Consider the following 26,281-nt stretch of genomic DNA (forward strand, 5'->3'; position numbering starts at 1 on the left):
CATCAAAATTCTGCATTCACAAATCGCCAATAATGTTTCGAGTAGTAATGACCACTAGATGTCCCCTCAGGAAAAGAGAGTGTTGACTGCTCGCCAGGAATCGTATATGTAACGATTCCACGTTCTTTGTTTCCTGTTGACTGGATGATCGTACGATACTCTTTTCCTGCATCTTGGTGATCATATTCGAAAGCTTCCAATCCTTCGACTGCTTCTTCGTTCTTTCCGCTGAACATTCCTCTGCCTAATTGATAATCGGCAGTCAAAAGATGGCCATCTTTTTTACAACGGAAGTCTTCTGTTTTCAGTTGTAGTTGCCATTTTGTGCTCTCTTTTCGAGAATCAAGAAAGGTAATCGATAAATCGTTGCTCTCTCGATGGATTTGATTGTGTTCATCTGTATAGCGCGATACGAACAGTAAATCATCAATGTATAGCATCCGTGGAAATTGTTCATTCAAAGGAACGATTTTCAGAGAAGTCGTGCCCTCGGTCTGTCCGTGAACAGCAGAAGAACAGCTAAACATTCCTATGAATAATGCACTCCATAACGCTAGCGAAAATCTATTTTTCATGTTTTTCGCCTCCACGTATTTGATGACGATAGACTAAAATAACGCCGATAATCAACAGCGTCCCAACAAATGAAATCAATCCTGCCTTTGCTTCATTTGCCTCTGGAAAACTGCTTTTCTGTTTTTCTTCTCCCTTTTCAGTCTGCTTTCCTATCTCCCGTTCATTGATTTCTATGACTGCATGCGTTTCACCAGCTTGGGTAGCAGCATTCACCACTGGCATCGATAACGAGAACAGGAGTAGAAGAAGAACAGAAATCATCCAGTATCGGGTTTTTGATTTCATTGTTTTCTCCTTTCCACTTTTTTTCTAGTATCTAGCCAGCCATACGATCCCCCCTTTCAAAGCTAGCTTCTTGCTATAACACATCTTCAATTTTCCACGTGATCGTTCCAGAATATACGCCTAACGCCTCTTGATTGTTTAGCCGCAGCAATAGCCCTTCTTCCTCCGAAAATTCATACTTTTTGTCAATCTCAAGCGTTAAAGCAGAAAGTGCGATTTCTCCCCATTCATTTTTGAACACAAGATACTCTTCACTAATCGCATGTTGCATATCCACATGATTTAGTTCTTCAGCGGATACGGTCACTCTATATGAATCCGATGTATTCAACGTGTTTCTAGTAACAACACGCATCCCTTCTTCACGAGCTTGTGCTTGTCTGTTCATTGGCAATTGTGATCGAGCATACTTCCAGCTGTATTCTTCTGTCACGAATTCAAATCCGATAAATCCTTCAACAGTGAAGGTTCCATTTAGCTCTAGATAAGTGATCTCATCATTGATAGGTCGATTATCAGTAAGGGTGAGCTTGATTGTATTTTCTCCTAGTTCGAAAACACCTTCTGAATCTTTTAGATCGATTTTGAACCCTCGTGATTGATGCATTTTGAATTCTTCTTCTGCATCTGTGATTATCTGATTTTCAATCAATAACTCATCATTGATCCATACGCTGTAATACAAACGATCTAAGTCTGGATCAAGATAATCAAATGTAAAATGGAACGGATCTTGAAAATCAATAAATGTATTTTTTTCGCCAAACGTTTCATTTGCCGTTCGTAAGTTGTCAATTTCTGGTGGGTGGTTAGGTTCACGCTGGATCTCGTATTCAACTGCATGTTCGACTTGAGCATGATAATACTCACCGGTTGTAGTGCCTGTTCTCCCAATAAACTCTACCCGCTCATAGACGTTATGATATTCAAGCCCTTGAAACTCTGATTTTACTTTTGTTTTGTAATGCAACGTCACTTCTGTTCCTATAGGAATCTCGATAGCTTCCTCTGGATAAAAGCGCTGGGTGGATGAATCATAAAAAGCATTTACATCTATTCTTGTAGCATTTTCACCGTTACTATCTAGTTCTTGATACGTAAAATATGGTTGATAGCCATCTTCTGATAAGATTAATTCAGTAAACTCAAAAGGATTGGATTTGCTTTCTTCTTCATCAGAAGTCAAGATAGTGATGCCATTATCTTCACTAGGATTAAGGAAGATACTACCATCGCCTTCTTCGTTGTAAAATGTAACTGCGTGTTCCAATTCTGTATTGATAGGGATTTTTTTGCCATTCACATTCACCATCACGCCTTGCTCTTGCGTTGTAATTTCATGCACCAATTCCCCTTGGACCTCAAATCGTGGATTGGTTAAAAAGATTGCTGCATCTGCACGAGGACTAAGAAGAGAAAATTCAGCAGTCGCAGTGAATCCCCAGTATAGTTTCTTCGATGGAAGATTGGTAAAATAGTCATTGATATTGATGGTGCCTTCTGTTATGCCATATCCTCCTGTTTGGCGCAGATCCTCCATTGTAAAGGTAAGCATCCCTGCTGGGGTAATGTTGATATCCAATTTCCACCAGCTGTTAGTCGAAAATTCACTGTTTATGCCAAAGTCTTTTTTAAAAGATTTAGTAATCGGACTACCTGAAGGCGCTGCTGCAATATGGGCACCAGAGAATTCTCGATCTCCTAATGCATTGATATTTAGAAGAGGGCCAGTAGAAATTTTATTATCGAATTCAAGAATCATTCCATTCGCTATATACTTATCAATAGGAGCTATACCTGTCAAAAGGTCTGGGTGATAATACGCTCCTAATGACTTAGGTGAATGCCCTGCTGTAGGATCATACATATTGTAGATACCCCGTCTGCTGAAAAACAAATTAGTAGGATTCCCATCATGAAGAAAGAACGTGATTCCCTCTGTATCTTCATCAAAATAGAGATAACTTGTAAATCCGATATCCGTAGACATGTTCGTAAAATCAATCCTATTAGAACTTGTTGAAACCATATGCCCTCTGTTATATAGCAATGAACTCAAATTTGAAGGCGTCATATAACTTAATCGGTAGTCTTGATCTAATGTTGCGACATTAGGTGCAAGTGTGAAAATATGACTTGGTCTTGCAAACAAGTGATTTAAAGGAATAGCATCTGCAAAAGCACCATTCAAATTGGGATCTAATATACTGGGAGCGGCATAGTTTTCAACTTCTTCCGCTTCTGTTTGAGCTTCTTCCACTGGTTCTTCTCTTGATGCTTCTGGCTTATCAGAAATCTCAGTAGGCTCCCCATTTATTTCAGGTACGGCAGTATTTTCCGATAAATCGACTGCGACTACGTACTCTGTCTGGTCACCGATGAATATCTCTTCTAATTCATCTCCTGTTTGTTTCATTAGTCTTGGCGTAATTTTTAGATGGTATTGATTGTATTCTTCTACTATGAGGGTTTTAAAAACGATTTCAATTCTCTCATTCTCTGAAGAAAAATCACCTGCGTAGTACCATTCCTCATCAACTGGTCCTACTTTTCCAAAGGTTCGTTCGATTTCCTGAATGCTTTCTCTCAGTAATAATCCTTCGTGTTCAACTATTTCCAGCTTAAATTGCATTTGATATTCAGCTTCATCTTTTGCATGCTTCTCATATGTCATACTCCATTGTATCTGCTTCAGTTCCTCATCCATTTCGTAATCGATCACAATATTCGCATGTTCATCAGCTACTACTTTTTCAGACTCAGTCTTGGCAAAAGCGATTTGCGACAGTCCCGTAAGTTGCGATAAAAATAGGACAGCAACCATAAAAACTACACTGCCATAATGTGAGACAGTTTTCGTTTTTTTCATTTCCTCTCTTCCCCTTCTTGAATATTAGTGAGATTTTTTCAAAAAGCTCCGATATAGTCGTTCTCATCTTTTATCCGACAACTAAAATTTAACTTAATTAAAATAAGATTGCAGATAGATTAAAAAGAGGTTGTTAAAAAATATAATAACAAAAAAATACCGTAAACAGCCATTAAATCCATAATAAAAGGTAGCAACCAACTTAATAAAAAACATTAACTCATAAAAAATGGAAGTGTTTTCTCAAATAAATTGTATTTATCGATCAAATTTGAGACAATAAAATGGGAATAAAACCAAAAAAATGAGAAAAATATAATTTAAGCGGATATAAAGAAAAATGAAGAGGTATCTAGAAATGATCTAGAGTTGAATAATAGTTTATAAAATATTTGTATTTTTAATTATTTAAAGAAATAAGCAATCAAAAAGGAGGTCCTATGTTTTTCAATATTGTGTTTACCCAGAAAGAACGCCGCAAGTTAGCAATTTTTCATCTATTGGAGGAGCAACATGAATTAACTATCAAAGAAATCAGTAAAAAACTTGATTTATCTTCTAGTGTCGTAAAAAATATATTGAATGAAATGGAGAATGAATTTGATGACTTTTGCTTTTCTGGATTCAAATTATTGTCAAAAAACAAGATCAATCAGAATCTGCCAATCGATTTAAACTATGATTATTATTATTCCTATCTTATCCAGCAGAGCCTCCCTTATCGCGCGATGAAATCTTCTCTTTTCTATCCAGAGAAAAATCTGATGGAATTCTGCCAAGAAAATTTCATTAGTCGTGCTTCTGCTATGCGGCATCTGCAGTCATTAGCCGATTATGTACAGGAATTCGATGTCATTTTTAATCGCAGCCAATTATCTTTCAAAGGAGACGAACGCTTGATTCGCTTGATATTATTCAATATTCTTTGGGCAGCTTCTCGCGGAAATGAAGATTATGCTTTTTACGTCTCAAAATCTGAGTTATTAAAAAAATTGGCTGAACTTACTAAGCATACATCTTTAAATTGGAGTTTCGTAGGAAAAAAAGAAGTTTGTCTTTTTGCTGGGATTACCACTCAGCGGATTGCACAAGGTCACTATGTAGAGGATGACCCTCGCTATAGCGAAGCAGTTTTTAGTAATGATCATCGAATAAAATGCCTTTTTGGTGAACATTTTTCTATTCCCGCCTCTCATCAAGATAGTGAATTTCGTTTTGCACAATTTATGGTGTTTTATGCACCGACCTTTCAATATGAGAATCCTACTCTTAATGAAGCTTTAGACATATTCGACAAAAAAGGACAGCTGCTTTCTTCCTTATTGAAAGAACTTGACAATTATTGGCAAACTGAGATTTTTCCTGATGACCGTGTTTTTCAACACAATCAAATTGTTCACCTCCATTTATTTAATATTCTTTTTTGTTATTATCTTTTTCCAAAGCGTGTACCGACACTCTTCTTTCTAATGAATTACTTTCATAAAAAGAAGTCTTCAAGTTATTACTATTTAAAAGAGCATTTTACCTTTTTCTTGAATAAGTTGGGGCGTCGACATAATTATCAATGGCTTTCTATTTGCTGTAACGATTTAGCTGAAATATTTGCATGGCTGACTTTGCAATGTTGCGAGGACAATGAAAATTCAACTAAGTTACAAGTTTCTTTAGTGATGGAAACAAATTATTTTTTTACCCAAGATATCAAGAATTTTTTAAAAGACTTGTCCTTTATCGAACTGAAGGAATTATCCTATGAAGAAATACAACCCATTGATTTTCTAATCGTCTCTTCTGTACATCTTATGCCCAAAGAAACGGATACAAGTTATTATGTAGTGAATTTTTTGGAAGGAAAGACAGATTATGTCAAGTTATACCTTGAATTGAAAAAAGCTCATGAAAATAAGAAATTTCACTTGCTTTTAAAAAGACCTGAAAGAAAAAAGCTGCCGTCAATTAAACCACAACTGTTCGTATAATTGGACACCAAAAAAAGGGCTGCGACAAAAGTCTGTCACATTCCCTTTTTTCCGAATAAACGGTGTTCTCCTGCCAACTCCTCGGTCACAAGTCACAATATCCATAAAACATAAGAAACTGTTTTTTGAAATTGTTTCTTGTGACTCGGAGCTGAACGGCAGGCTTACGACCTCTTTTTTACTGTATACATCATAAGTATGGAGCGGTTTAGCATAAATTAGGACATCAATCCATCGGATTCTTTTGCTCAACAACTACAATATCTTTATTTGGACGTTTGAATTGTATTCCGGCACGTTCCAGCTCCTGTTTCACTCCTATATGGACTTTGACATCTTCCCGTGTCATTTTTAAAACGTGATGAATCGCATAGTCGATTTCTTGCCTTGTGATTTTTTTCTTCGTATTGATCATCACAACTTGCTTTTTGTCATATGTGTCCACTAGCAGCAACTGTGTCCGATCTAACGAAAATAATTTGTAATAATTAATGGCCGTATTCCCAAAAAAAAATTCTACTACTTTAGGATAAAATGTCTTAATATTTAAATTACTATTCACAGGTGTTTCGATTAGCTTCATCTCATTCCTCTTTTCTATATAGTCGATTTAGATTCAATCCCATATATATTCCCCGTCGTCCCCAACATGAAGGAATCGGTTACAATTGAACCTTAAAAAACAAAAGGATTTACCTTTTATCACTTAATAGTATAACATAATTTTATGAGAAAAAAATACACTTTTTTCTTGACCTTCTCGTTACGTAAAGGATTATGCTTACATTTGTCAGGAGGAAAAATAATGGAATACACAATAAAGAAAATGTCAGAGATATCGGGAGTCAGTCCGAGAACCTTGCGCTTTTATGATGAGATTGGACTGCTAAAGCCAGCTAGGATCAATTCCTCAGGCTATCGGATTTATGGCAAAAAAGAAGTCGATCGTCTGCAACATATCTTATTTTATCGAACGTTGGCATTCAAGTTGGAGGATATTCAAGAAATCTTAGATAATCCGCATTTTGACCACCAGAAAGCTTTAATCGAACATCAGCAGATGCTTCTAGAAAAACGGGCACAAATCGACATCCTCTTGGCAACTGTCCAACAAACACTTGATAGGTACGAAGGAGGAAGAAAAATGAGTGATAAAGAAAAATTTGAAGGGTTCAAACAACAAAAATTGAAAGAAAATGAAGAAACTTATGGACAAGAGATTCGACAAAAATACGGGGAAGAAAAGGTTACAGCATCCAACGAAAAATGGATGAATATGGATAAAGAAACGTATGAAGAAATGCAAACTGTTGAAAAGCATATGTTAGCTGATCTCACTCTTTATTTACAAGCCTCTGCAGATGAAAACTTAGCAGATCGCATCTTTCAAGCTCATAAGAAGTGGTTATCTTACAGCTGGTCTGAATATCAGCCAGAAGCGCATAAAGGATTAGGGATGATGTACGAAGCCGATGAACGATTCACTGCATATTATGACGAACGAAGTGGTCAAGGTGCAGCGAAAGCATTAAATGAAATCATCCAAAAAAAGGCATAATAGTTTACATGATCCGACAAAAACGACCGAACAACAAAACATCAGACACCAAAGTTAGATTTTTTATACTAACATTTGGTGTCTGATTCATTTTTTACAAGTGTTTTGCCAAAATTCAGCGTTGAATAAACGTATAAGGTATTTTCACTTTATCCTTTTTTTCTGTAAGAAACAATTGAAAAGCCATTTCTCCGCAAGCTTCCAGATGGTGATCGATCGTTGGAAAGCCAAGAAGCTCGCTGATCAGCAAATTATCGCGTCCAATCACCACTGGTGTCTTATCTTGCAGATAGCTTTGCAAGATGCCTGCTGCGACCATATCCGAATTTGTAAAGACCCCATCAACTCTATGATCTTTAAAAAAGATACCTGCTTGTTTTCCTTTCTCTGCATCTATGCAATCCCAAAAAACAAGTGACTCATCAAAAAATGGAAAAAGTCGACGACATAGTTGCAAAGTGATCTTTGAATTATAACTCAGCCTGCCACTTCGCCCCAATGTGATGCCCAATCGTTTTACCCCTTGCTGCTTCAAATAAGAAAGACCTTCTGTAATCGATTGTTCTCGATCAATAAAGACGCAACTTGCCTGTTTTTCCTTGATTTCTTCACAAAAAACTAGAGGACCATATTTTTGATAATCCAGCAAATCTTCTAGTGTATTGGCACGAGATGTGATGATCAAACCATCGAACGCTTTAGCTGCAAATTCTTCAAGATAGCTTCGCTCTTTTTCTTTCTGATAACCCGTCGGTAAAAGCGTCACTTTGTAATCATAGTCAAACGCCTCTTCAATGATCCCACTGATCAGCTGATCAAAGTACGGATGGTTGGTATAAGGCAAGATTACTCCGATACTTTTCGTTTTTCCATAACTCAACTGTCTGGCTTTTGCATTAGGGATATAATCGACTTCTTTCATGACCGCAAGTATTTCTTTCCTTTTTTCCTCATCTACATATGGATGTCCATTGATCACACGTGAAATAGTAGAAACTGAATAACCTGTGAGCTTTGCGATATCTCGAATATTTGCCACTGCTGCTTCGCCACCTATACAAAAAGATTTTCTTGTAAATAGTCTACCACAGCTGGACCGCATTCAAAAAACTGATACATTTTTCCATCATGAGAAAAACTGATCCGCTGGCCACCCCAATATATATCTTTTGTCAACGTTTCGATTTCATTCATCGGTATTTCTTTTACTATATTCTTATTCAGCCCTTGAAAACTGTACAACGTTAATATGGAACCCTTAAACTCGACAAACGCATAAAAATAATTGTTCGTTGTGCCATCTGTTATCTCTACATAGGTATTCATTGCAAGCCCTCCTTTTGATACTTTGAGTATAGTGTATGAAACGCGTCTCATATCAAGGAGTTTGTTTTGCAATAGAAAAGTTCTATTCCTCTGGTTCACCTAAATTTAGATCTAAGCGGTTTGCTGCTAAAATAAATGGCGCCCAGATCAAAGCAGCTACTATTAAATTAATGGTTGTTAAAACGATGGCTCGCCAATCTCCCGCAGTAGCTAAAAATCCACTGATGATCGTTGGCATGACCCAGATCACATTTACTACAACCGGACGAACAAGCCCAGCCATCGTGGCAAAATAGGCGATCGTTGCAGTCGCAAGAGGTGCCAAGATGAACGGAATCATCAACAGCGGATTCAACACAACAGGAAGACCAAACATCACTGGTTCATTGATATTGAAGATTCCTGGTGCAAGCCCCAACTTTCCTACCGTTTTATAATCTGCCCGTTTAGATAAAAATAAAATCATAACGATCAACACCAGCGTGACTCCAGCTCCCCCCGGCCAGACAAAAGCTTCAAAAGAACCTGCCACCCATTTGAAAGGAATGGGTTCATTATTTTGAAAGGCATTCGTGTTTTCGACCATCGCGGTACCATATAAGGTCTGCAAAACAGGTGACATGATATTTGTGCCGTGAAGACCAAAAAACCAAAGAACATGCACAAGAAGAACAATGATAAAGACCGCTCCGTAACCTTGTGACAAGTTCATCAAAGGAGATTGGATGGCTTCAGAAATCCAGTCAATCAGCGGCTCACCAGCTGTTTGTCTAAAGATATAATTAATCACTCCAACGACGTATAAAGAAACTAATGCAGGAATAATTGCCGCAAAAGCTCTTGCTACAGCAGGTGGCACAGAATCCGGCATCCGTATGATGATCTTTTTCTTGATCAGAATCGCAAAAATAATGACAGAAATAAATCCAAAGATCATAGCAGTGAACAAACCAGACCCACCCATATATTTACCAAAATTAAAATAGCCCCATGCGCCTACTGATAACGTTTGTCCTCCGTCTGGCGTTCCAGCAATCACACCACCTGCAGAAGTAATCAAATCTGCTGCGTCTTGCGAAAGCTTCTCGGGCAACGTCAACACCGCTGTTGCTGCATCGGGTAAGCCGATAATAAAAGCAACCAGAGAAACAATACTTCCTGAGACAGGATCGACCTCATAGGCTTTCGCTAGATTCGCTCCTAGTGATAAGACAAAGACCACTGCCATAATAGCTAAAGTACCATTCCAGATCAATCCATTTACGCCAATGACTGGGGTAAAAAATGTCGTGATTGCATTCCCTTCACCTAGATACGTATTCGGAAAATCCCGCATAAATGCGTTCAGTAAAACAGCAATTGCTCCTGCCATCGTAGCTGGCATCGTACCAATAAAAGCATCTCTCAATGCAACCAAGTGTTTCTCCGACCCGATTTTCGTTGCAACTGGCAAAATATACTTCTCCATCCAACTCATTAATCCATTCATTTTTTCTCCTCCTGTTTTTATTGTTACCAAAGCTCCTTTTTTGAATACGCATACATTATAATGATATTATAAATATAGCATAGTTATTCCTATCTGGCTATCTGTTTTTATCAGATAAAATAAATAACTATGCGAATGCAAAAAATATGCATAATCCTTTATAAATAGTATAGTTTCCAACTACTCGCAAAAGCAAATGATACCATTTAAATAACACTTATTATGAATAAGTATACAAAAAAAGTAGAAAAGGAAGTATTTCGCTTCCTTTTCTACTTTTTATCTATCTTTCTCAAATAATGGGCTACGCTAGATAAGCAAGGTGCTTTTCTTACATCATACCGCCCATCATTGATGGATCCATTGCAGGAGCTGCTGGTGCTGCTGGTTCTGGTTTATCTGCAACGACTGCTTCTGTTGTTAATAACAAGGCAGAAACGGAAGCGGCATTTTGCAAGGCAGAACGTGTTACTTTAGTTGGGTCTACGATACCTGCTTCAACCATGTTTACCCATTCTCCAGTAGCAGCGTTGAAACCAGTACCTAGTTCTACGTTCTTCAATTTATCAACAATCACTGATCCTTCATAACCAGCGTTTTCAGCGATTTGACGAATTGGTTCTTCTAAGGCACGAACAACAATCTTGATACCTGTTGCCACGTCTCCTTCTGCTTCTACAGCAGAAACTTTGCTGATAACGTTCACTAGAGCTGTACCACCACCTGAGACCATTCCTTCTTCTACTGCGGCACGTGTAGCATTCAATGCATCTTCAATGCGTAATTTCAATTCTTTCAATTCTGTTTCAGTAGCTGCACCGACTTTAACAACAGCTACACCGCCTGCTAATTTAGCTAAGCGTTCTTGTAATTTTTCGCGGTCAAAATCAGAAGTTGTTTCAGCAATTTGGTTTTTGATTAATTGCACACGCGCTTCGATGGCTTCTTTTTCTCCTGAACCTTCTACGATCGTTGTATTGTCTTTATCTACAACGACTTTAGACGCATTTCCTAAGTTTTCGATTGTTGCATCTTTTAATTCTAGACCTAGATCGTCAGTAATTACTGTACCACCTGTCAAAATAGCGATATCTTCAAGCATTGCTTTACGACGATCACCGAAGCCAGGAGCTTTTACAGCTACTACATTGAATGTTCCGCGGATTTTGTTCAAAACAAGCGTTGGTAATGCTTCGCCATCTACATCGTCAGCAATGATCAATAATGGACGTGATTGTTGCAAGATTTGTTCTAACAATGGCAGAATGTCTTGGATGTTAGAGATTTTTTTGTCTGTAATCAAGATATATGGGTTTTCTAGAACAGCTTCCATTTTGTCGTTATCTGTTACCATATATTGTGATAAGTAACCACGATCAAATTGCATACCTTCTACAACATCTAGTTCTGTTTCGATTCCTTTTGATTCTTCAATTGTGATGACACCGTCGTTTCCAACTTTTTCCATTGCATCAGCAATCAAATGTCCAACTTTATCAGAACCTGAAGAAACAGCTGCTACTTGTGCAATGGCTTCTTTTGAATCAACAACAGTTGAGATATTATGCAACTCTTCCACTGCGGCTTTTGTTGCCAATTCGATCCCGCGGCGAATGCCTAGAGGATTAGCACCTGCAGTTACGTTTTTTAAACCTTCGCGAACGATTGCTTGTGTCAAAACAGTTGCTGTCGTTGTTCCGTCACCGGCAATATCATTTGTTTTTGATGCTACTTCTGATACAAGTTTTGCACCCATGTTTTCAAAATGATCTTCTAACTCGATTTCTTTTGCGATCGTCACACCATCATTTGTGATCAATGGAGAGCCGTAAGATTTTTCTAGTACGACATTTCGGCCTTTAGGTCCTAATGTTACTTTCACTGTATCTGCTAATTTATCTACCCCGCGTAACATAGCTGCGCGTGCGTCTTCTGCAAATTTCAATTCTTTTGCCATGATTGATTCACCTCATCGATTATTTTTGATTATTTTTTCTATCTTCAAAATTTACTCAACAATCGCCATGATATCTTTTCCTGCGACGATCAGATATTCTTTTCCTTCGTATTTTACTTCTGTACCGGCGTATTTTTCGAACATAACTTGGTCGCCTGCTTTCACAGCGGCAGGAACTTTTTCACCGTTTTCCAACAAACGGCCCTCACCGACTGCAACAACTGTCCCAGTTTGGGGTTTCTCTTTAGCTGCAGAAGCTAAAACGATTCCTCCGACAGTTTTTTCTTCTTCTTTTGCGACTTCGATAATGACGCGATCACCTAATGGTTTTAACACGATAAATCCCTCCGATAACTCTTTTTTTAATTCGTTAGCACTCTTAACCTTCGAGTGCTAACCTACATTTTTAATAATACTCATTCTCCCTCTTTTTTGCAAGCTTTTAAATCAAAGAAAAGAAATTTTATTCTGACAGTTGCTTATTGAAATTATGATATAATTGAAATCAATCGATAAAAGCTTGCCTTGCATGCTTGTTATCCCTTAAAAGGAGGAATTACATGTCTTTAAAAAAATATAGTTTCCTCAGCATTTTTTGCTATGGTTTAATTTTTATCTCACCCTTGATCCTCGCTTCGATAGGACTTGTAAAATCTACGTCTGAATTGATCACAGCAACTGCAGTCATGTATATATTGGGCGCGGTTGTCCTAGCTATTTTTTATTTTAAGCAACGTGAGCCTTTAGCGATCGAATCAGCAGTAAAAAAAGCTTCTGTTCCAAAGATCGTTATTTATGGATTAGTTGGGATCTTTGTCGCATTGCTTCTGCAAAGCATCGCTGTCATGCTGGAATCTGTATTGTTTGGCGAAGCAACCCCTTCTGAGAATACACAAAATATCATCCAGATGATCATGGAAGCACCTGCTTTTATTTTGGCGACAACTATTGCAGGCCCCATCATGGAAGAGTTCGTATTCCGCCGCAGCATACTGGGGATCATCAGCCGGTATTCAAATTTTTGGGTCGGGGCAGTGATCAGCTCTTTGCTGTTTGCGTTTGCTCATAATGATGGTCATTTGCTGATTTACTTTTTCTTAGGTTTCTTCTTCAGCCTAGAGTACAAAGCTACTGGTCGGATCTGGACATCAATGATCACACACGTAGGAATGAACACATTAGTTGTTCTTGTTCAATTAGCTGTCCAAAAAGGACTGGTATAAACATGATTAGAAATACTCCTGTCATCCTAGATTGGTGATTTTTCCAATCTAAAGCGACAGGAGTATTTTTGTTTTTTTAGTCGATGATCTTTTCTGCTGTTCCAGCATTTTTTGTCTGTCTTTCCTTTTTGAAGTTTGCAGAATCTATTTTTTTCAAAAATGGGAAATAAATAAAAAAACTAATTGCCAGCACGATACCTTGTAAAATCGCTGCAGGCACTCCGCCTACTAAAAAACCCGAGAGGATCGGCGGTGTTGTCCAAGGAACTTGGACCGCTGTAAATAAAGGAACAAATCCAAAATATAAAGCGGAATAGGTAATCAATCCTGAGAGGATCGGCGCGAAAATAAAAGGAACAGCCATCATCGGGTTCATCACAATCGGTGTGGAAAAAATAATCGATTCATTGATATTGAAAAAGGCTGGTAAAAGAGAAAGTTTTCCTAATTCTCGGTATTTCCTCGATTTCGCAAAAAACATCATAAAAAATACAGCCCCTAACGTCAAACCTGCTCCGGTAACAGTCATGAATTGATCAAGAAATTGCTGAGTAACGATATGCCCGCCATTTGCCACAGTCAATTCTTTTCCAGAGGCTAAGATTTCTGCATTTGCTAATGAGTTTGCTTGTAAGATCGGACTAACCAACCCATTGACCATCGCAGATCCATGAAGACCAAATAGCCATAAAAACGGGACAAAAAAACCTAATAAAAGCACACCGAATAACGTGTCTATCAACGATTGGATCGGAAGCTGGACGTACGTCCATATTCCTTGAATAACAGTCATCCCGAACAACTGTTGAAAAACAGCTGAACCTATAAGCGTAAAAATGACTATAGCAAGTATTGGAATCAATGAAGTAAAAGACTGCCAAACATTTTCAGGAATCTTCCCTCTTTGCCTCCACCCTTTCGCAAATCTTGCTAAACGTGCATAGCCCCATCCGATGAGGAGCCCGGTTGCAACTGCTCCTAGTATCCCTTCACCGCCTGTCCAGATATTATCTATCTCTCCCTGAACATTAAGTGGCTGAATAAGTAGTAGGTAAGCAGACAAGGCTGTCATGCCGACTGGCAAGCGATCGATGTTTTCTTCTTTTGCATAAGCATACGCAATAGCAAAAACGATCCAAAAGGCTATCACGTCAAACGTAGCCTGGTATACTTGTGTAAAATACATAGAAAATCCTGTTTTGTCTATCCACTGAGCGATGTAATCTACAGGAAAATGAGCAAATAAGAAAAACAGCGAGCCAGCTATAATTATCGGGATCGTATAAGTCATTCCATTACGCAAAGCAGTTAAGGGTCTAAGATTCACAACAGATGTTATCATTGGTAAAAAGGCACGATCTAACCACTCTTTCATTTCTTATCTCCTTCATCTTCTATTTGATTAACTAGTTTTCTTAATTTAACTATACCTAATGAACACGAACCATGAAAGGAATGCGCACTAAGCTTTTCAAAAAACGGATTCTTTGACGAATATCCAGTAACTGCTTACAATGGACAGGAATAAAAAAGGAGGTTTTTTATGAAAATCGCAATCATTGGCGCTACTGGTCATGCAGGTTCATTTATTTTAGACGAAGCATTGTCCAGAGAGTTAGATGTGACGGCAATCGTGCGTCATCCAGAAAAATTACCATCAGATGTTCCGTTTATACAAAAGGATTTATTTGAGTTGACAGCTACTGACCTTGTATCTTTTGATGTTGTCGTTGATGCTTTCAACGCTCCTAAAGGAAAAGAAGAAATGCATCAAACTTCTTTGTCCCATTTGATTGAGATACTTGAAGGAACCGATACACGCTTAATCGTCGTTGGGGGTGCCTCTTCGTTATTCTTGGATACAGAAAAGACGACTCGTATGATTGACCAAGTACCTAAAAATGCACCCTTCTATCCAACAGCTTTCAATATGTACGAAGGATTGCTAAAATTGAAACAATCTAAAAATCTACAGTGGACTTATATCAGTCCAGCTTCTTTATTTGATCCACACGGCAAGCGTACAGGCACTTATTTATTAAGTGATGATTATCTACAAAGAAACGCTGCTGGCGACAGTACGATCAGCATGGCAGATTACGCGATTGCATTAGTAGATGAGATACTGGATAAACAACATGAAAAACAGCATATCAGTGTAGTCAGCCGATAACACGGTTGTTTTGTCAATGTTCTGAAAAATAAAAACAGAAGATAAAACCAACACTAATTGATTTTATCTTCTGTTTTTATTTTTTTATTGACTGAACTATTTAAATTGAAAATAGCTCAGTTGCTTCATCTGGATCTGTGTCATAGATTTCAAAATCATGTCCAACGCCAAAATCTTTTTCTTTCAAAACATTTTCCATCGTTAAATGAGCAAGTTCTTTCATATTGTTTTCCTTGCTAAGATGACCAAGATAGATCCGTTTGGTCCGATTACCGATCACATCAGTCATGACAAGTGCACCATCTTCGTTGGAAAGATGCCCTCTATCTCCTAAAATACGCTGTTTTAGATTCCACGGATAGGGTCCCATGCGTAACATCTCAAGATCATGGTTACTTTCCATCAAATAACCATCGGCATTTTCAATGACACCTCGCATGTAATCACTGCAGTATCCGGTATCCGTCAACATGACGAATGAACGGTTTTCTTTATGGAAACGATAAAATTGCGGAGCTGCTGCGTCATGGGAGACGCCGAAACTCTCAATATCGATATCGCCGAATGTTCTTACTTTTCCCATCTCAAATAGATGTTTTTGTTCCACTGGTACATTCCCAATCAGCGGCTCCATCGCTTCCCAAGTCTGCTGATTGGCAAAAACATCCAAATGATACTTACGAGCCAAGACACCCACACCATGTATATGGTCTCGATGTTCATGCGTCACAAGTATTCCATCTAATTGGTCCGGTGTCCGATCAATTTGAGCCATCAAGGAAGTGATTTTTTTACCGCTAAGTCCTGCATCGACCAAAAGCCGTTTTTTTTCACTTTCGATATAAAGTGAATTACCCGAACTTCCACTTGCTAGGATACTGATTTTAAAAGCTGGTTTTTCTTCAGCCATTTGACTCCTACTTCCCTTCTTACTTTGTAAACTTTTTTCATTATACTCGCTTTTTTATTGATCTTCCACTTTTGGTACAGTGTTGTTTGTCACGATCGTATTGCTGAAAGCGTTGACACTCTCGATTTGAACCACTTTATCACTTGTTTCGATCGCTACATGCCAAACAGGAACATACACATTTTTTTCCCGGACTTTCAGAATACAGGAATAAGCTAGTTGACGCCATAAGATTTTTGATCCTCTTGGTATTTTGTTATTGATGTACAATGTATTGATTGCTTCCTCTTCTGTATACAGTTCCGTCTTTTCACGCAGCTGCTCGATATCAGATAAATGCGTCTGCATGTATTTCGTGATACTATAATCGTTATCGTTTTTTTCTAAAGAAAGAACGATTTTTGCTGTATCATCATTGAACGGAATACCTTCATACTCTTGGCTTGCTTGGATTTCTAGTGGTTCTTCTTCTAAATGAGAAAAGTTTTTCGTATACACATACTCATTACCGAACAAAATATTGTCTTTGTTAGCTAAAAAATCTTCCAAAGAACTGCTGATCTTATCTGGATCAATCACGTTCTTTTCAGATTCTGAGCTGGATAAGGATTTTGTCAAAACATCGCCGTCTAAAAACACGCCACTTTCCAACAATCCGCTTTTACCAGCCTTGCGATAATTTGCTAATGAAGTGCTAAGATTGGTCTGTTCCGCGCTAAGATAATAGCCTTGCTTGCTCTCAGAAGAAATCTTCCCCGTATAAGTGATATCGTCACTAGCCAGACGTTGTTGGATGGATTCAGTCTGATCAGAACGAATAACATTGTTTTCTTGGTATACCGCATCATGATAACTGCTGAATAAAAACACATTCAACCCTAAAAAAGCGACGAAAAATATCCATTCGATTTTTTTAAAATCCAATTAATTCGCCTCCAATCCAGGTAATTTTTCCAGAAGGTCGTTAGCTGAATACCAGTTATCTTCATATTTCACATACCATTCAGGTAAGAGATCAACGACGCGATTCGTTTCTTTAACATTTTGCCATGTATAGCCAACGATTACTGAACCAATCTTGTTGCTATCTGCTCCCTTAGCTTCCAGCTGCTGGATGATTTCATTCGTACTTGCAAGTTCTACTTCTTCATCTGAAGGTATCGGTACTTGAATCGTATTCAAACTGGTTTGAATATTCACTTGCACCGAACCGTTCGTTTCACCGCCAACTTCCACACCGATCTGTCCTCTGCTGTCCGTCCCAAAAACCGGGAAGCCTTCCACGAAGATCCGGTAATCGATGGTATTGTCACTGCGGTCAAAATATCTAAGATTCCCTAAAGAACTGCCTAATTTGCTAATATAGGGAAAACTTTCAGAAAATACACTAGCATTTTCTTTTTTCTCTGGCAGCTCTCCTCGAAAATCAACTACTTGCGTTTCCGAATGGATAGACATCGTTTCATTCCCACCGTAAAAAATCAATTCATTGCTTTCATCATTATTCTTCACGCTATCTGGTTTCTGGAAAAAAGCATTTCTAAAAAGTGTATAGGGTTGCTGCGAAAGGATATAGCTGTACTTTTTCAACTTGATTGAATGTTTCGTAGCATATTGGGTGTCGATCGTCGACGGTTCTGTTGACATTTCTGTCCATTTCGTGTCGTTTGCTGTTAATTCTTTGTTGATATCCTCCCAATTCAACGAAATATTCGCTTCATATACAAGGTGGTTCGAATAATTCAAAAATCGGATTTTTTTGTTTTCTTGATCGAATTGTATTCTAGTAAAATACATATTTTCGCTTTCTTTTGCCAAATTCGAGACGTCTACATCTAAATCAAATGCTTCCTTATATTCTCTTAGCAAAAAAGGCGCATTATAGGCCAACTCGAAACCAGATGTCAGGTTTTTCACTTGTTCGAATTGTGATTCATCTCCCGAAACGACTTCAGAAAGTTTCCCGAATCTTGCTTTATCGATGATCAATTGCAATCGGTACACGAGATTTTCACTGTTGGTTTCTTGGATCGTTCCCGAATGGTGCCACGTGACATGAAGCGGAAGAAAAACTTCAGAAGTTTTCCGATTGCTTTGAGACTCGATCATTTGAGTGTTTGTCTCATCGACGCTGATCGAACTTTTCCCTGCTGGACTCAGCCAGATGTCATAAGAGAAATATAAACTTAATGCAACCATCAAAATAAGTCCTACGCGAACGACTTTTTCAGAAATTCTCATTCCCACCATTCCTCCTCATAAGGTTCGTATGGCAGCGAGATATAAAAAGTCGATCCTTTTCCTTCCTTGCTCTCTGCCCAAATCGCGCCTCGGTGCGCCTTGATTACTTCTCTAGAAATAGCTAATCCAAGTCCTGTCCCACCTTGTGCTCTAGCACGTGCTTTATCTACTCGATAAAATCGTTCGAACACTCGGTTCAGATCTTTTTTAGGAATCCCCAATCCTTGGTCGGTAATACTTAAAATCACGTTATTATGCGTTTCTAATAAGCGACAGGTGATCGTTCCCCCATCTGGTGAATACTTGATCGCGTTATTCATGATATTATCGACTACTTGGATGATTTTATCTGTATCTACTTCGACCCAAAGATCTCTTTGTGTGAATTCGCGACGGATCTTATAATTTTTTTCTTGGTTTCCCACCATCATATCAAAACGGTCAAGAACAAAATTCACTAACTCGTTAAAATTGACATACTCTAATTGAAGCTGGGTATTTCCTGTATCCATGCGAGATAGATTCAGGAGATCATTGATCATTCGAATCATCCGATCTGTTTCATCCAATGTTACTTTCAAAAAATTTGGTGCTACTTCTTCGTCTTTCCATGCACCTTCGCTCAATGCTTCGATATAACTGCGCATGCTTGTCAGTGGTGTACGAAGCTCATGGGAAACATTAGAAACGAATTCACGGCGTTCCCGTTCTGTTTTTTCTTGTTCTGTCACATCATGCAAGACAGCTACTAATCCGCTGATAAAACCTGATTCGCGACGGATCATGGAAAAGTCTACTCGTAAGATCATCTGATCGCTCTCCAATGTACTGGTTGAACGGTCAAGTACCATTTCGTTTGGATCTTCTAATAATTTCCGCAAGGTATATTCTTCTTCGATATCCAAAAGTGTCAAAATCGATTGTCCAATTGCTTCCTCATTCTTGACATCTAGCAAGGAAACAGCCATATCATTGATCGTAATGACTTTCCCCCTGCGGTCTGTCGCGATGACGCCGTCTGTCATATGAGACAGCACGCTATCCAACCGATTGCGTTCAGCTTCCATTGTATCTTGAGCTTCTTCGATACGTTCAGCTAACTGATTGAAGGTATCAGCCAACTGCCCTAGTTCATCTTGTCCATGCACTTTGACTTTCCGGCTGTAGTCTCCTCTGGCGATTCGAATGGCTTGTTCTCTCATTTCACCGATTGGCTGAGTAATCGAACGAGCAACTAAAACGGAGACGATCATTGAGATAAACGCAGCAATCAGTGAGGCAGTAAAGAAAATGACTGCTGTATTATTGATCTCCGAATATTTTTGTTCGATATTACTTTTGACGTAAAGAGCCCCGATAACGGCATCGCCGGTCGGGGACAGGATCGGTTGAACATTGATATTCACCCGTTTATCGTCGTTATCTAAAGCAACATACCGTTTAGTTGTGAAATCATTGATATCGACATAATCATTTTTCTTTCCCACAGCGCTTTGTTCATTGACATCAGTTGTTCCTCGGATGATCCCTTTTTCGTCAACGACCCGTATTTCGATGATATCACTAGTCGCACTGTTTTCAATGAATCTCTTGATATTCGCATTTACCTCTTCGTCATCTGCGTTATCTTTGCGATTTAATTCCGGACTGATTGTCGTCGCTAATGATTCCACCGTTTGATTCATATCTTTAATAAATGTATTGATCGTGGAACGTTCCAATCCACGTATAAAATAGGCGCCAATAATTTCGATTGAGATCAATAAAATCAAAATAAAAGTAATAGCGATCTTAAAATTGACTGATCGAAAAAAGCGGACTTTTCTTTTCATCCAATTACTCCTGTTCTGGGTTACGCAAATAGTAACCGACACCACGACGTGTCACTAAATAATTTGGATGGCTTGGATTATCTTCGATCTTCTCGCGCAACCGACGTACAGTTACATCCACTGTTCGTACATCTCCAAAATAATCATAGCCCCAAACCGTTTGTAATAAATGTTCTCTTGTCATCACTTGCCCAAGGTGCTTCGCCAAGTAAAAGAGTAGTTCGAATTCACGATGTGTCAACTCGATTGTTTCTCCTCGTTTCGTCACCATGTAAGCTTCTGGATGGATGGTCAAATCACCAATCGTCAATTCCGCAGGAGCTGCATCTTCTGGTTCCCTCGTAGCCGTGGCACCACGACGAAGATTCGCTTTGACCCTTGCCACTAATTCTCGATTGGAAAATGGCTTAGTCACGTAGTCATCCGCGCCTAATTCTAAGCCTAGGACTTTATCAATTTCAGAATCTTTGGCTGTTACCATAATGATTGGCATGTCATACGTTTTGCGTACCTCACGAGCCACTTCTAAGCCGTCCATTTTAGGTAGCATCAAATCAAGTAAAATCAAATCAGGTTCTACCTCAGCAACTTTTTCCAAGGCTTCTTCCCCATCATATGCAGTATAAACATCATAGCCTTCTTTGGCTAAATTGAATTTGACGATATCCGAAATCGGCTTCTCATCATCGACAACTAAAACTTTTTTCATAAAGAGCCACCTCTTATATATTATTGTCACACCTTTTCATTATACCGTATTTCTGGTTTTGTTTCATCTTTGCCTATAAAACAAAAGAGAAAATTAACATGGGAGTGCAAAATACTTTCTTTTTTTGTTCTAACTTCAATAAAAAAAGGAAAACACTGATTTTCACCTCATTGTCTTCCTTTTTTTGATTTATCCTTCTAAAGCTTGGACGCCGACACCTAATAATCCCGGACCAGTATGGACTACTAATGCCGGAGAAATTTGACCAAAGTAGATTTGGTTTGCTTGCGGGAACTCTCTTTTGAGCCTCGCTTCCATTTCAATCGCTTCTTCTTTCGCATCACCGTGGGCAACGGCTAAGTTAAAAACCTTAGCATTGCCGATTTTTTCTTTGACATAAGCAACCGTCTTATCCAAACTTTTTTTACGCCCTCTAGCTTTTCCTACTGTGTAATAGATTCCTTCATCATTACAGGAGATGATTGGGTTAAGCTTTAAAGCGGTTCCTAAAATAGAAGCAACCAAACCAATCCGTCCACCTTTTTGGAGATATTCCAATGTCGCAACATTAAAGAAAACTTTTGTTCTTTCGACTAATTCATTCAAATTACTGATCAGCTGATTCCACTCGACACCGTCTTCTAGCCATTTCGCTGCTTGTATTGCAGAAAAACCCGCACCAATACCGATATTTTTCGTATCTAGTACATACGCTTCTAGTTCTTCTTGCTGTTCTGCAATCAAACGAACCACGTTATACGTCCCGCTCAATCCGCTGGAAATCGTTACCGCAAGTACTTTTTCATAACCATCTTTTTTGATTTGCTCAAAGATTTCTGTGATCGACTCACCATCAGGCAAAGATGTACCTGGAATTTCCTCTGGCAAACGTTGATAGATTTCTTCAGGTGTAATATCTATTTTATCTGTATATACCTGATCTTTATAAATAATTTTCAAAGGAATCATGTACATCTCATATTTTTTTATCAATTCTTCTGGCACGTCCGTACCAGAATCTACTAAAATCGCGATTTTATCATTTTTCATTTGTTTTCTCCTCTTTTAAGTATTCGGTTTCTAGAACAATCGTTTTTTCCGCAAGAAGTTTCATTGCAAACGATAAAGTTGCTGCTCTTACAGCAATATATTCTACAGGGGTCGCCTGATCGAATTTTTGGGGATGGGATTTGCCTTGTGCTAATTGGCTGACCATCCATACAGCTGCTTCTTGTTCATCACAGAATAGATTATAAGCTTCACGAATCCCCACTGTTTTTCCTTGGAACAATATTCCTTCTTTGATTTCAGGAATAGTCAATACTTGTTTCAATGTAGTGATTGCAAGTAAAAATGCTACATGTTCTTTGTTGTATCTTTTTTTAACTGGTGCTGGTATCAAACCCAGTTTAACGTAGTTGTTTACCATAGAGGAGGTTAGCAATGGATGCTTTTCTCCTTGTATCACAGGTGAAAGATAACGATCAACTAACGTTCTGACTTGATCCATATAAAGTTCTAGGTCGGGGAGCTCTTCCCAGTGAGGCAGACGGAATGTTTCCAGTTCTTTTCCCCACTCCATTAATTGCTGACGCATTTTTTCCATCGTAATCGCTCCTTTTTTCATTTCATTAACATGATACCAAAGTTACCATAAACATTCAATCTAGTTATTTGAACTAGATGATTTAATTAATGGAATTTTATAAAAGCAAAAAAACAAGAAGGCCAAGCCTTCTTGTCTTTTATCGTTAAGAACAGGAGACCCGCCGGGGAGACGGCGGGAAAGGAGTAAAAAATGAAAAAAGTGTTAGGGTTTGTTCTCTTGCAAGAACTTTGTTTGTTGGTATGCTTATATAATAACGAGCAAATGTGAATAATCTATGAATGATTTCCTATAAGGAAGTAAAGATTTTTCTGATTTTCTTTAAATGTAGTCTTGCATTTTAAAATTCTTAGTGCTACTATTATTAAGTACTTTTTGTATGGGCCGTTAGCTCAGTTGGTAGAGCAGCTGACTCTTAATCAGCGGGTCGCGGGTTCGAGCCCCTCACGGCCCATTGGGTGCCAAACCCACGAGAATGGTAGTTTGTCGGCGTCTTCGGACGTTTCGAAGACGAACTGCGCATTCTCTTTTTTTATAGGCAAAAAAAGAGACAGACGAATATGGAGCTTCCAAAACTGGATTTTTGATCCAATTTTGGAAGCTCCATTTATTTTGTTTCCGTCTTTTTTATTTTTTCCAGCTTTCGACTAATTCTTGGTTCTCTTTGATCCATTCTTTTGCCGCTTGCTGTGGATCTTTTCCATTGTTGATTTCCAACATGACTTTTTCCATATCTTTTTCTGACCAATGGAAATTGTCTAATACTTTATAAGCTTCTGGCTGGTCTTCTTTCAATCCTTTTCGAACCATCGTATGGATCTGCTCTTCGCTTCCCATTCCGTTTTCAGGATCTTCCAAGTATTTCAGATCATATTTGGCAAACATCCAATGAGGTGTCCATCCTGTAACTACAATTGGTTCGTGTTTTTTGATTGCTTGTCCTAGTGCAACGGTCATTGCTCCTGAAGAAGATGTCTCGACTTTCCAGTCTTTCAAGTTGTCATATTTTTGGATCGTGTTTTCAGCAGCCGTAACTACACCAGCTCCTGGCTCAATTCCTATAATTTTCTTACCTGCCTGATCGGTTAACTCATCGATCGAATTTACATCCATGTAGGCTGGTACTGCTAAACCGACTTTTGCTCCTGTCAAATTGGCACCTAGGTCTTCGACTTGATCTTTATATTGTGCATACTGTGAACCATGAGTTTTAGGTAGCCAAGCTGAAACCATGGCATCTGACTCGCCATTTGAAACAGATTTCCACATGATTGAATTATCTAGCGGTGTCATCGTTACATCATAGCCCATTTGTTTCAATACTTCACCGACTACATTTGTTGAAGCAACTTCTGTATCCCATTCGACATAAGACAAGTTGATACGTTTTGTTTCTTTGGCAGAAGAAAAACTTCCTATACCAATCGCACCTAAGATCACTACTACTACAGCACCAATGATCAATCCTTGACGTTTTTTACTTTTTTGTGTTGCAGCTCCTGCAACTTTCTTATTGTTCGGCTGATTCAAATGCTGGGTAAAACGGTCAATGATGATTGCTAAGATAACTAATGCAACCCCGTTGACAAATCCATTCCCGACTTGTGCTCTTTGTAAAGCGGACAATACTCCCCGTCCTAAGCCGGGTGCACCGATCATAGAGGCAATAACGACCATTGAAAGTGACAGCATCGTTGTTTGATTGATCCCTGCCATGATCGTACTTTTAGCTAAAGGCAATTCTAGTTTGAATAGTTTTTGACGACTTGTGCTCCCGAATGAATCAGAAGCTTCTACTAACTCTTTCGGTACTTGTCGAATCCCTAAATTCGTAAAACGAACGGTTGGTGGCAAAGCAAAGATGACTGAGGCAAATACCCCTGGCACCATCCCGATACCGAAAAATGCAACTGCTGGAATCAAATAAACGAATCCTGGCATCGTCTGCATAAAGTCAAGAATTGGCTTGATGATGCTTTGAGCTTTACTGCTTTTTGCCATCAAGATCCCTAACGGTACACCTATGATGATGGAGATCACACTAGATAAAAGAACAAGTGTGACAGTATTCATCAAGTCATTCCATAGACCTTGGTTATAAATAAACCATAGACCAATCAATGTGAACAACGTAAGTCCTGGACGTTTCTTAGAAATAAAGAAAGCTGCTATCGTCAATAACAAGATAAACAAAGGCGCTGGGATCACTAACAGTAAATTTGTAATCCCCGACATCACTGCCTGTCCGATCGTTTGTAAAAATGAAAATAGGCCAGAAAAAGTTGTCGTAAACCATTCTGTGATATTTTCTACCCAGTTTGCCACTGGTAATTGATAGTTTAATAGATTATTCATGTTCACTCACCTCGCTTGTTTCTGCTAATGCTTCAATCACACTACCTCGGATGACGACACCTTTTAATTTTCCATCCTCTACAACTGCAAGCGGAGTCGGTGAATCATAAATAATATTGAAAATATCACTTACAACCATGTCTTTTCCGATCACCGTCACATTTTCATCTAAGAAGTCGATCAATGGACGTTTTTGCTTCCTAGCTTCTAACGCCTGATCTGCAGTAATGATTCCTTTCAGGTTTCTCTTTCGGTCAACAGCCATCAGCATGCTGACTTCTTCATTACGCATCCTTGTCAATGCGACATTTGGTCCATCAGATTCGATATTCGTCGTCAATGCAGGTACCATGATGTTTTGAGCAGTAAGCACTTTGGAACGATCGACTTCTTCCACAAATTCACGTACGTAATCATTTGCTGGATTGGTCAATATTTCTTCACCTGTTCCGATCTGCATGATTTCGCCGTCTTTCATTAATGCGATTCTGTCCCCGATCCGTAAAGCTTCATTCAAATCATGGGTAATGAAAATAATCGTTTTTTGAACATTGGCTTGCAGGTCCAGTAATTCGTCTTGCATTTCTCGTCGGATCAGCGGATCAAGAGCCGAGAACGCTTCGTCCATCAGCAAGATCTCAGGATCATTCGCTAAAGCTCTGGCTAAGCCGACCCGTTGCTGCATCCCACCAGATAACTGACTAGGATATTGGTCTTTAAATGAAAGCAGACTAGAATTTTCTAATGCTTTTTCTGCTTTTTCTTGTCGTTCTTCTTTAGGTACACCACGGACTTCTAACCCGTATTCTGTATTTTCCAAGATCGTTCGGTGTGGAAACAGACCGAAGTTTTGGAAAACCATATTGATTTTATGACGACGGACTTCTCGCAATTCTTCTTTGCTTAACTTCGATACATCTTCTCCATCAATATAGATACTGCCTGAAGTTGGCTCGATCAGACGATTCAATAGACGGATCAATGTGGATTTCCCGCTCCCGGAAAGCCCCATGATCACGAAGATTTCTCCTTCTTTTACGTCAAAATTCACGTCATACACACCAACCGTCGCACCGGTTTTCTTTAAAATCTCCGTTTTCGGCTGGTGATCATTCATCATATCTAAAGCGGCTTGTGTCTTTTTACCAAATATCTTTGTTAAATGTTTTACTTCTACTTTTACCAAACAA

At 38.7% G+C, this 26,281-nt stretch carries 23 protein-coding genes and 1 tRNA gene; 5 read left to right on the top strand and 19 right to left on the bottom strand.

The features are described from left to right. Window positions 1-2 precede the first annotated feature (2 nt). The 3 genes from QK255_RS10635 to QK255_RS10645 all read right to left on the bottom strand — a co-directional run bounded on the left by QK255_RS10635 (window position 3) and on the right by QK255_RS10645 (window position 3,730). Entirely contained in the window at window positions 3-575 is a 573-nt protein-coding gene (locus tag QK255_RS10635) for a hypothetical protein (RefSeq protein WP_002293635.1), read from the bottom strand. Continuing rightward, on the bottom strand, window positions 565-861 hold the full coding sequence (locus QK255_RS10640) for a hypothetical protein (protein ID WP_002293634.1): 297 nt from the start codon (window positions 859-861) through the stop codon (window positions 565-567). Before QK255_RS10640 ends, QK255_RS10635 begins: the two co-directional genes overlap by 11 nt. A 73-nt stretch (window positions 862-934) precedes the next feature. Beyond that, on the bottom strand, window positions 935-3,730 hold the full coding sequence (locus QK255_RS10645; protein WP_283341545.1) for an L-type lectin family protein: 2,796 nt from the start codon (window positions 3,728-3,730) through the stop codon (window positions 935-937). A gap of 440 nt (window positions 3,731-4,170) precedes the next feature. Here QK255_RS10645 and QK255_RS10650 point away from each other — a divergent pair, with 440 nt between their 5' ends. Further along, window positions 4,171-5,712 carry a helix-turn-helix domain-containing protein gene (locus QK255_RS10650; protein ID WP_002293631.1) on the top strand — a complete coding sequence of 514 codons (1,542 nt, stop codon included), beginning with the start codon at window positions 4,171-4,173 and terminating at the stop codon, window positions 5,710-5,712. A 226-nt stretch (window positions 5,713-5,938) separates the two neighbouring features. Here QK255_RS10650 and QK255_RS10655 read toward each other — a convergent pair whose 3' ends face one another. Beyond that, a complete protein-coding gene (locus tag QK255_RS10655) occupies window positions 5,939-6,295 on the bottom strand; it encodes a DUF1827 family protein (protein WP_002293629.1) in 357 nt (118 codons plus the stop codon). A 222-nt stretch (window positions 6,296-6,517) separates the two neighbouring features. Here QK255_RS10655 and QK255_RS10660 point away from each other — a divergent pair, with 222 nt between their 5' ends. Next, a complete protein-coding gene (locus QK255_RS10660; protein WP_002293628.1) occupies window positions 6,518-7,270 on the top strand; it encodes a MerR family transcriptional regulator in 753 nt (250 codons plus the stop codon). A gap of 115 nt (window positions 7,271-7,385) precedes the next feature. Here the strand turns inward: QK255_RS10660 and QK255_RS10665 are convergent, their stop codons facing one another. The 5 genes from QK255_RS10665 to groES all read right to left on the bottom strand — a co-directional run bounded on the left by QK255_RS10665 (window position 7,386) and on the right by groES (window position 12,378). After that, on the bottom strand, window positions 7,386-8,309 hold the full coding sequence (locus QK255_RS10665; protein ID WP_002293627.1) for a LacI family DNA-binding transcriptional regulator: 924 nt from the start codon (window positions 8,307-8,309) through the stop codon (window positions 7,386-7,388). 14 nt (window positions 8,310-8,323) lie between these two features. Next, window positions 8,324-8,596, bottom strand: a complete 273-nt coding sequence (locus QK255_RS10670) for a hypothetical protein (RefSeq protein ID WP_002293626.1) — start codon at window positions 8,594-8,596, stop codon at window positions 8,324-8,326. Window positions 8,597-8,678: 82 nt separating this feature from the next. Next, window positions 8,679-10,085, bottom strand: coding sequence for a PTS sugar transporter subunit IIC (locus QK255_RS10675; protein ID WP_002293624.1), 1,407 nt, complete (start codon window positions 10,083-10,085; stop codon window positions 8,679-8,681). A gap of 331 nt (window positions 10,086-10,416) precedes the next feature. After that, entirely contained in the window at window positions 10,417-12,042 is a 1,626-nt protein-coding gene (gene groL, locus QK255_RS10680) for a chaperonin GroEL (protein WP_002290607.1), read from the bottom strand. A 51-nt stretch (window positions 12,043-12,093) separates the two neighbouring features. Then, entirely contained in the window at window positions 12,094-12,378 is a 285-nt protein-coding gene (gene groES, locus QK255_RS10685; protein WP_002288862.1) for a co-chaperone GroES, read from the bottom strand. Window positions 12,379-12,602: 224 nt separating this feature from the next. On the opposite strand from groES, the gene QK255_RS10690 reads away from it, so the two are divergent. Beyond that, window positions 12,603-13,265 carry a CPBP family intramembrane glutamic endopeptidase gene (locus QK255_RS10690; protein ID WP_002290604.1) on the top strand — a complete coding sequence of 221 codons (663 nt, stop codon included), beginning with the start codon at window positions 12,603-12,605 and terminating at the stop codon, window positions 13,263-13,265. A 76-nt stretch (window positions 13,266-13,341) separates the two neighbouring features. Here QK255_RS10690 and QK255_RS10695 read toward each other — a convergent pair whose 3' ends face one another. Next, window positions 13,342-14,640, bottom strand: coding sequence for a PTS sugar transporter subunit IIC (locus QK255_RS10695; RefSeq protein ID WP_002328931.1), 1,299 nt, complete (start codon window positions 14,638-14,640; stop codon window positions 13,342-13,344). Between the two features lie 168 nt (window positions 14,641-14,808). Between QK255_RS10695 and QK255_RS10700 the strand changes: the two genes are divergently transcribed. Next, window positions 14,809-15,438: an NAD(P)-dependent oxidoreductase gene (locus tag QK255_RS10700; protein WP_002290597.1), complete on the top strand. Its 630-nt coding sequence runs from the start codon at window positions 14,809-14,811 to the stop codon at window positions 15,436-15,438. Between the two features lie 100 nt (window positions 15,439-15,538). Here QK255_RS10700 and walJ read toward each other — a convergent pair whose 3' ends face one another. The 7 genes from walJ to QK255_RS10735 all read right to left on the bottom strand — a co-directional run bounded on the left by walJ (window position 15,539) and on the right by QK255_RS10735 (window position 22,736). Further along, window positions 15,539-16,348, bottom strand: a complete 810-nt coding sequence (gene walJ / locus QK255_RS10705) for an exodeoxyribonuclease WalJ (RefSeq protein WP_002288854.1) — start codon at window positions 16,346-16,348, stop codon at window positions 15,539-15,541. Between the two features lie 54 nt (window positions 16,349-16,402). Continuing rightward, window positions 16,403-17,272, bottom strand: coding sequence for a two-component system regulatory protein YycI (locus QK255_RS10710; protein ID WP_002290596.1), 870 nt, complete (start codon window positions 17,270-17,272; stop codon window positions 16,403-16,405). Next, window positions 17,273-18,589 carry a YycH family regulatory protein gene (locus QK255_RS10715; protein ID WP_002290594.1) on the bottom strand — a complete coding sequence of 439 codons (1,317 nt, stop codon included), beginning with the start codon at window positions 18,587-18,589 and terminating at the stop codon, window positions 17,273-17,275. Continuing rightward, window positions 18,586-20,421, bottom strand: a complete 1,836-nt coding sequence (walK, locus tag QK255_RS10720; RefSeq protein WP_002310033.1) for a cell wall metabolism sensor histidine kinase WalK — start codon at window positions 20,419-20,421, stop codon at window positions 18,586-18,588. The genes QK255_RS10715 and walK overlap by 4 nt, the downstream gene beginning before the upstream one ends. A 4-nt stretch (window positions 20,422-20,425) precedes the next feature. After that, window positions 20,426-21,130, bottom strand: coding sequence for a response regulator YycF (yycF, locus tag QK255_RS10725; protein ID WP_002290592.1), 705 nt, complete (start codon window positions 21,128-21,130; stop codon window positions 20,426-20,428). Between the two features lie 189 nt (window positions 21,131-21,319). Beyond that, window positions 21,320-22,180 carry a DegV family protein gene (locus tag QK255_RS10730; protein WP_002290591.1) on the bottom strand — a complete coding sequence of 287 codons (861 nt, stop codon included), beginning with the start codon at window positions 22,178-22,180 and terminating at the stop codon, window positions 21,320-21,322. Further along, a complete protein-coding gene (locus tag QK255_RS10735) occupies window positions 22,170-22,736 on the bottom strand; it encodes a DUF1836 domain-containing protein (RefSeq protein ID WP_002290590.1) in 567 nt (188 codons plus the stop codon). The genes QK255_RS10730 and QK255_RS10735 overlap by 11 nt, the downstream gene beginning before the upstream one ends. A gap of 381 nt (window positions 22,737-23,117) precedes the next feature. Between QK255_RS10735 and QK255_RS10740 the strand changes: the two genes are divergently transcribed. Next, window positions 23,118-23,190 (top strand) — tRNA-Lys (locus tag QK255_RS10740). 173 nt (window positions 23,191-23,363) lie between these two features. Here QK255_RS10740 and QK255_RS10745 read toward each other — a convergent pair. Both QK255_RS10745 and QK255_RS10750 read right to left on the bottom strand, forming a co-directional pair. Then, entirely contained in the window at window positions 23,364-25,091 is a 1,728-nt protein-coding gene (locus tag QK255_RS10745) for an ABC transporter permease/substrate binding protein (RefSeq protein ID WP_002290589.1), read from the bottom strand. After that, complete coding sequence (locus QK255_RS10750) at window positions 25,084-26,277, bottom strand: quaternary amine ABC transporter ATP-binding protein (protein WP_002290588.1); 1,194 nt, start codon at window positions 26,275-26,277, stop codon at window positions 25,084-25,086. Before QK255_RS10750 ends, QK255_RS10745 begins: the two co-directional genes overlap by 8 nt. Window positions 26,278-26,281: the final 4 nt, after the last annotated feature.

It is taken from the genome of Enterococcus sp. ZQ21, from assembly GCF_030053755.1.
Classification (GTDB): Bacteria; Bacillota; Bacilli; order Lactobacillales; family Enterococcaceae; genus Enterococcus_B; species Enterococcus_B lactis.

What these genes read in the sequence shown, in the direction of transcription:
- QK255_RS10635 (WP_002293635.1), bottom strand. Translation starts at nt 575, where the DNA reads ATGAAAAATAGATTTTCGCTAGCGTTATGGAGTGCATTATTCATAGGA.
- QK255_RS10640 (WP_002293634.1), bottom strand. Translation starts at nt 861, where the DNA reads ATGAAATCAAAAACCCGATACTGGATGATTTCTGTTCTTCTTCTACTC.
- QK255_RS10645 (WP_283341545.1), bottom strand. Translation starts at nt 3,730, where the DNA reads ATGAAAAAAACGAAAACTGTCTCACATTATGGCAGTGTAGTTTTTATG.
- QK255_RS10650 (WP_002293631.1), top strand. Translation starts at nt 4,171, where the DNA reads ATGTTTTTCAATATTGTGTTTACCCAGAAAGAACGCCGCAAGTTAGCA.
- QK255_RS10655 (WP_002293629.1), bottom strand. Translation starts at nt 6,295, where the DNA reads ATGAAGCTAATCGAAACACCTGTGAATAGTAATTTAAATATTAAGACA.
- QK255_RS10660 (WP_002293628.1), top strand. Translation starts at nt 6,518, where the DNA reads ATGGAATACACAATAAAGAAAATGTCAGAGATATCGGGAGTCAGTCCG.
- QK255_RS10670 (WP_002293626.1), bottom strand. Translation starts at nt 8,596, where the DNA reads ATGAATACCTATGTAGAGATAACAGATGGCACAACGAACAATTATTTT.
- QK255_RS10675 (WP_002293624.1), bottom strand. Translation starts at nt 10,085, where the DNA reads ATGAATGGATTAATGAGTTGGATGGAGAAGTATATTTTGCCAGTTGCA.
- groL (WP_002290607.1), bottom strand. Translation starts at nt 12,042, where the DNA reads ATGGCAAAAGAATTGAAATTTGCAGAAGACGCACGCGCAGCTATGTTA.
- QK255_RS10690 (WP_002290604.1), top strand. Translation starts at nt 12,603, where the DNA reads ATGTCTTTAAAAAAATATAGTTTCCTCAGCATTTTTTGCTATGGTTTA.
- QK255_RS10695 (WP_002328931.1), bottom strand. Translation starts at nt 14,640, where the DNA reads ATGAAAGAGTGGTTAGATCGTGCCTTTTTACCAATGATAACATCTGTT.
- QK255_RS10700 (WP_002290597.1), top strand. Translation starts at nt 14,809, where the DNA reads ATGAAAATCGCAATCATTGGCGCTACTGGTCATGCAGGTTCATTTATT.
- walJ (WP_002288854.1), bottom strand. Translation starts at nt 16,348, where the DNA reads ATGGCTGAAGAAAAACCAGCTTTTAAAATCAGTATCCTAGCAAGTGGA.
- QK255_RS10715 (WP_002290594.1), bottom strand. Translation starts at nt 18,589, where the DNA reads ATGAGAATTTCTGAAAAAGTCGTTCGCGTAGGACTTATTTTGATGGTT.
- walK (WP_002310033.1), bottom strand. Translation starts at nt 20,421, where the DNA reads ATGAAAAGAAAAGTCCGCTTTTTTCGATCAGTCAATTTTAAGATCGCT.
- yycF (WP_002290592.1), bottom strand. Translation starts at nt 21,130, where the DNA reads ATGAAAAAAGTTTTAGTTGTCGATGATGAGAAGCCGATTTCGGATATC.
- QK255_RS10730 (WP_002290591.1), bottom strand. Translation starts at nt 22,180, where the DNA reads ATGAAAAATGATAAAATCGCGATTTTAGTAGATTCTGGTACGGACGTG.
- QK255_RS10735 (WP_002290590.1), bottom strand. Translation starts at nt 22,736, where the DNA reads ATGGAAAAAATGCGTCAGCAATTAATGGAGTGGGGAAAAGAACTGGAA.
- QK255_RS10745 (WP_002290589.1), bottom strand. Translation starts at nt 25,091, where the DNA reads ATGAATAATCTATTAAACTATCAATTACCAGTGGCAAACTGGGTAGAA.